The 4854-nt window shown below is 65.1% G+C and carries 10 protein-coding genes; all 10 read right to left on the bottom strand.

All coding sequences use genetic code 11. The annotated features are described in order from the left end of the window. Positions 1–49: 49 nt before the first annotated feature. Entirely contained in the window at positions 50–280 is a 231-nt protein-coding gene (locus tag ACIBVN_RS57175) for a hypothetical protein (RefSeq protein ID WP_397150742.1), read from the bottom strand. A 2-nt stretch (positions 281–282) separates the two neighbouring features. Further along, positions 283–1677, bottom strand: coding sequence for a hypothetical protein (locus ACIBVN_RS57170; protein ID WP_397150741.1), 1395 nt, complete (start codon positions 1675–1677; stop codon positions 283–285). 80 nt (positions 1678–1757) lie between these two features. Next, positions 1758–2048 carry a hypothetical protein gene (locus ACIBVN_RS57165; protein WP_397150740.1) on the bottom strand — a complete coding sequence of 97 codons (291 nt, stop codon included), beginning with the start codon at positions 2046–2048 and terminating at the stop codon, positions 1758–1760. 273 nt (positions 2049–2321) lie between these two features. Beyond that, a complete protein-coding gene (locus tag ACIBVN_RS57160; RefSeq protein WP_397150739.1) occupies positions 2322–2783 on the bottom strand; it encodes an AAA family ATPase in 462 nt (153 codons plus the stop codon). Beyond that, the gene (locus ACIBVN_RS57155) at positions 2783–3055 is read right to left on the bottom strand and encodes an HNH endonuclease (protein ID WP_397150738.1); all 273 of its coding nucleotides are present in this window, start codon (positions 3053–3055) and stop codon (positions 2783–2785) included. Before ACIBVN_RS57155 ends, ACIBVN_RS57160 begins: the two co-directional genes overlap by 1 nt. A 3-nt stretch (positions 3056–3058) precedes the next feature. Next, the gene (locus ACIBVN_RS57150) at positions 3059–3202 is read right to left on the bottom strand and encodes a hypothetical protein (RefSeq protein ID WP_397150737.1); all 144 of its coding nucleotides are present in this window, start codon (positions 3200–3202) and stop codon (positions 3059–3061) included. Between the two features lie 597 nt (positions 3203–3799). Then, positions 3800–4036, bottom strand: coding sequence for a hypothetical protein (locus tag ACIBVN_RS57145; RefSeq protein ID WP_397150736.1), 237 nt, complete (start codon positions 4034–4036; stop codon positions 3800–3802). Between the two features lie 99 nt (positions 4037–4135). Next, positions 4136–4495, bottom strand: a complete 360-nt coding sequence (locus tag ACIBVN_RS57140) for a hypothetical protein (protein ID WP_397150734.1) — start codon at positions 4493–4495, stop codon at positions 4136–4138. Next, entirely contained in the window at positions 4492–4635 is a 144-nt protein-coding gene (locus ACIBVN_RS57135; protein ID WP_397150732.1) for a hypothetical protein, read from the bottom strand. Before ACIBVN_RS57135 ends, ACIBVN_RS57140 begins: the two co-directional genes overlap by 4 nt. Positions 4636–4658: 23 nt before the next feature. After that, positions 4659–4854: DUF6221 family protein (locus ACIBVN_RS57130; RefSeq protein ID WP_397150730.1), on the bottom strand; the 196-nt coding region annotated here is incomplete at its 5' end.

Here is a 4854-nt window from a genome sequence, read left to right as displayed (position 1 = left end):
CGCGAACGCCGGTCACGGTGCGCGTCCGCGACCTTCTGCAGCAGTCCCATCAGGTGCGCACGCCGCCCTTAGCCCGGCGAGCGTCCCGCCACCCTTCGCCCGCGGCTACCCACAGCATCGTCATGCCGAGCCACACCTTGCTGAGCGTCCAGCCGATCAGGTACGGGACGCCCACGAGCACCGTCCCGACAAGCCTGACGATCCACGCCAGCGCCTTACGAGCATCCACCTGCCGGGCACGGCCGCTGATCCGGTCCAGCGGAATGGACGGAACCGTCATCGTTACCTCCACACCGCGAACGGCTCTGCCGCCTCTTCGTCATGACCTTTCGTGGCGAACCCCCACGCCGCCAACGTCGCCGCCACCAGCGGGCAGATGTCGACGCTCGTGGCTTTGGAGTCCCACGCCTTCGCCTCACCCAGAGGGCGTGTAACAGCGCCGGCCACCGCGGCATCCAGGGCCGGGTGCGGCATGACCCGCATGGTCGGGTCGCCCTCTTCGGGCATGACCGCGTCCACAAGTTGCCCGAACGCGTGGCCGACTTCCCTGAACGTGGGTTTGACGACCTCAAGCCCGAGTTCTTCGAGCTCCGCGATGAGCGACCCCGCAGGCGACCCGGCATCGACGACCAGGGCGCACGGCTCCCACCGCTCCACGAGCGTCTCAGCCCGTTTGGCAACCCAGTTGGTTCCCGGCCTATGGTCGACCACCTCGACATGCAGAAGGCCGTCAGAGCGCCGTCCGGCGGTCGCTATGGCCGCCCATGACCGGTCCGGGGAGACGTGGATGGCGAACGCCACCGTCCCCACTGGTTCGCTCTGCTCGTCCGCTACAGCCCGCCACTTGGCTTCAGGGATGACCATCCACTGGTCTGCAGAATCCGTTGGCCAGTTCCCAACGCCGAGCCGCTCCCGCAGGAAGCCCTTTACGCCCATCGAGGCGTGCTCACGCGCCACATGCTCGAGCGAGATCCTGATTCCCAGCGCCGGGTTCGCCTTCGCCCACGAGTCCGGGCTGGCCGGATTGTCGTGAACCGTGCACTCTGGACCACACTCTGGCGAGCACGCATCGATCGACCACTCGGCGTAGAACAGCGACGGGTCATCCCCTTTGATGCCACGCCGCCGCACCCGGGCCAACTGCTCGCACGGCGCGATGTCCTTGTCCCCCGGTGAGGAGCCGTACCACAGTTGCGGGTTCGGCCTGGCGGACATGGTCGGCATCAACGCGTCCACGCTCGTGTCAGGCAGGTTGAACGCCTCGTTGAGGATCACGCAGTCGCCCGAGAAGCCGCGGCCCGAACCGGTCGACCGGGCCACGAACCGCAACCGCTGGCCGGTGACGAGCTCTATGCCTTCCTCGCCGTGCGAGGTACGGACCCGGCGCACCCGCTTGCGGAACGCGTCCGTGTTCTCGATCAGGAACAGCACCCTGCGGAAATGCTCCTGCGCGGTCTTAAATTCGTGGGCTGAGTGGAGGATCAACTGTTCCCCGAAGAGGAACAGCCCCGCCAACTCGCGCGCCTCAAACAGCGAGTCCTTCCCGTTCTGCCGGCTGACCACTACGCCGCACTCGAACGCCGCCCACTTACCGTCCTCGCGCTCACCCAGGCCGTGCTGGAGACAGAACTGCTGCCACGGGTCTAACACCAACCCGGCCGCCACGGCGAGCTCCACAGCTTCCTGGCCTGCCGACGACACATACTCGGGGATGGACGCGATCCGCGGTGTCTGAGCGCCCAGCAGGGTTGCCGTGGTCATGCGCCCTTCCTGCGATCCTCACGACGTGACGCGAGCTCGTCGACCGGGTCCTTCTTCTCCTGCTCCGGCTCGACTGGGGCCGCCATCTTCACCAACTCAGCAAGAGTCATCCGCAGCTGGGCGTGCAGCATGGAAGCCGCCGCAGGTCGCACGTCCGGCACGTCCAGGCGCCTAGCGAGGTCAAGTGCGCTCGCTGCGAGGGAAGAGTCCTCGCTGATCCGCCACTTCGCGAGATCGGCGAGAATCGCCTGCTCGAGCACTCCCGGCAATCCGTCACGCTCAGTCATCTCGCCCCCCTTACATACAGTCACTCGATGGGCGTCACACAGAGTGACTTGGGGCTGAAAATGACTTTTCGCACGTGGGGAGAGAAAAGGGCGACTGGGCGCGGGGTCCCTTTGTGTCATTGATTACGTGAGTGGTCCACCCCCCTCCTCCGTCGTGACTGCAACTCTCTGACCTGCTGTTTTGTCTCTGTTCTCAGTTCTGTTAGTTGTCACAATCTGTGATGAGATCTGATGATCAATCAGTGTTGTGACTGTGTGTGACTGAGATGGATGTTACCAAGATCGAGACTGTTGAGGAGTTGAGCACAGACTGTGACTAACAGGAGGAGGAGAGGACGAGGCATACCAACGCAGGGCGACAGCACGCATCGAGGGCGAGCGCATCAGTCTGATTCGTTCAAGAACGACAGCTTTTCCAGGATCGACAACGATGAACTGGGCATCGTGATCGGAGTAGATGGTTCGAGCGTGATCAGACAGGTGTGAGTGGATGACATACACATCGACGTCAGCGCAGTGCTTGAGTGCTTCGTCGACAGCAGCACGACGAGCTCTGTAGGTGACGTCTCGCAGGGTCTTGGGGTAGCTGCGGTTGCCGTCTTGGCCGTCATGTCCGGGGCCGGTGAGAGCCGCGGCCAGCGCGTCGAAGTCGACGACGATGTCACCAGGCTGGGCTCGCTGCTGCACCCACGTGCTTTTCCCCGCAGCCGGCGGCCCGGTGACGACGTACAGCATCACCACGCCCGGGAAGCGCGAGGTGCCGGCGCCGTCAGGTTGGCACCCTTGGAGCTGTTGCACTTCCTGCCACAGACGGGACACCCGTTGACGCCGTGCGCCGGCCTGAGGTTGCTGGGGTCGAGCGGGTCTCCGCCCTTGGAGAGCGGAATGACGTGGTCGACCGTGTCGGCTGCGCCGTGCCCGCAGATCCAGCAGGTTCGAGACTCGGCGAGTACCCGGGTTCGGATGCGCCGCCAGGCGGTGCCGGTGCGGCCTGGGCTGCGAGGCATGTGTCAGTTGCCGAGGATGCCGGTCTCAGCGAGGACAGCGAAGGCAACCCCAAGACAAAGCAGCGTGAGCGGCCACGCCTTCTGGATGCCGGCCACCAGGGCACCCGATAGAAGGCAGACGAGGGCGAGGAGTAGGAGGATGTCCACGACGGGTTCTCCGTTTCCTGCGGTGATTACGCGTGGTAGGTGTAGAGCCCGGTTTTCGGGAGCCGTTGGCCCTGTTTTCTTACGCTTCGTGGTCGTCTCGGGCGTGGGGTGTCCGGCCGCCCTGCCGCTGCGGGCTGGCTAGTTCCCCGCCCCACACCGCGACGCCAACGCGGCCCGTAAGGCGCAACGGGCGTGATTACCCCGAAGGACGCGAGCAGGACAGCCGGTACGTGAGGGCTGGGAGGCGGTGTGCTCCACCCGTTGGTCGGGTGTGCTGACAGAACTGGCCCCCATCAGCACTTACACCACAGCCACGAAAGCCAGATCGACTGTCGGACTCGAACCGTACCTCCGCCTCTGCCGACCAGTGTAAGGGCCTCTTGTGGAGCCGGGCGGGTGGCAAGCATGCGGCGTGCGGCTAAAACCATCCGCCCGGAGTTCTGAGGGTGGTGACAGCCCGGCTCTCGACCCCCCGGAAGCGAGCCGGGACTGTCACCTGGGGCTCCACAGGGGGACTCCTACGGGGCGGGAGGCTGCGGAGCGGGCGCATCTCCCCCAGCACGTGGGAGTGCGCGTTCTTGGGGTATCTAGCGGTGTCTAGGCCGCGTTCTGGAGCTGGACGCGGTGGGCGTCTCGCAGCTCGGGCGTCTTAGGTACGGGTTCGCCCCGGTAGACGAAGGCTTCGATGGTGGACAGGTCGTTGTAGTCCCAGTAGACGACGCCGTTCACCTTGGCCTTGCGGGCGCGATAGCGGGTGCCCCAGACGCGGATTCGCCCTTCGGGGACCTGGAGTCTTTCGGCTGCTACGGCGATGGCGACCGGGTCTCGTTCCATGCGCGTCCCCCGACACACGAAACGCCCCTGAGCGTGTAGCTCTAGGGGCGCAAGTGATCCAACTTAAGTCCGGATATTACAGCAGGTGAGGGGGTTGCGCTACTTCGGCGCGCGGGCCCGTCGAGCTGAGCGTTCGAACCGCCAGTTATGAAGCGCAACTTCGATGGGGCTTATGATCGGCAGGCCGTAGAGCCAGCCCAGCCAGGTTTCTTTCAGCGGCTCCGACCATGAACCGCCGTGCTCGGTGCACAATTCATCTAGCAGGTCTTCCTTATGGGTGTCGCACGCCAGAGCACCGAATTCCCCGGAACGCATGGTGACAGAGTCGGATGGCCCACGATCGAAGACCATGCTGGCGACTCCCACGCGATAGAGCGCCTGCCGCTCGCATCGTTCACAGGAGATTGACGGCAGTGCCCGCCACGGTTGTAGGCGTCTCTTGGTGCGGTCGCGCTTCACGATGCATCCAGGTCCAACCATTCGCCCACGCTTAGGGGCAACGCTTCGTCGGGGACGTAGAAGGGCAGGCTGGCGGGCACCACGAGATGGCCGCCTTCGACTGGGAACGCGTCGCAGAGCAGCGTTGCAGTGTCCGTCATAAGATCCATTGTCTCAGAGCCGCCTACGGCTTCCACTCCTCCCGATAGTCCTCGTGGTCGGCGTACGGCAGGGCCAGCACGCGCACCGTGGCGCACGGGAAGTCGCCCCAGCCGCAGCACCCGCACGACTGAGCGCCCACGTCGCAGGTGACGCACTCCCCGTACCGGCCGAGCTTGTGCAGGTCGAGCAGCCGCCGCTTGGCCTCGACCTCGCGCAGC

Source organism: Nonomuraea sp. NPDC049400 (genome assembly GCF_044466425.1).
GTDB lineage: Bacteria > Actinomycetota > Actinomycetes > Streptosporangiales > Streptosporangiaceae > Nonomuraea.
The sequence above is the reverse complement of the archived record's forward strand: the minus strand, read 5'-3'. Positions and strand labels throughout refer to the sequence as shown.

Bases quoted from the DNA above. Each gene is read 5' to 3' on its own strand.
- ACIBVN_RS57175 (WP_397150742.1), bottom strand. From the start codon at position 280: ATGACGGTTCCGTCCATTCCGCTGGACCGGATCAGCGGCCGTGCCCGG.
- ACIBVN_RS57135 (WP_397150732.1), bottom strand. From the start codon at position 4,635: ATGACGGACACTGCAACGCTGCTCTGCGACGCGTTCCCAGTCGAAGGC.
- ACIBVN_RS57155 (WP_397150738.1), bottom strand. From the start codon at position 3,055: ATGCCTCGCAGCCCAGGCCGCACCGGCACCGCCTGGCGGCGCATCCGA.
- ACIBVN_RS57165 (WP_397150740.1), bottom strand. From the start codon at position 2,048: ATGACTGAGCGTGACGGATTGCCGGGAGTGCTCGAGCAGGCGATTCTC.
- ACIBVN_RS57145 (WP_397150736.1), bottom strand. From the start codon at position 4,036: ATGGAACGAGACCCGGTCGCCATCGCCGTAGCAGCCGAAAGACTCCAG.
- ACIBVN_RS57160 (WP_397150739.1), bottom strand. From the start codon at position 2,783: ATGCTGTACGTCGTCACCGGGCCGCCGGCTGCGGGGAAAAGCACGTGG.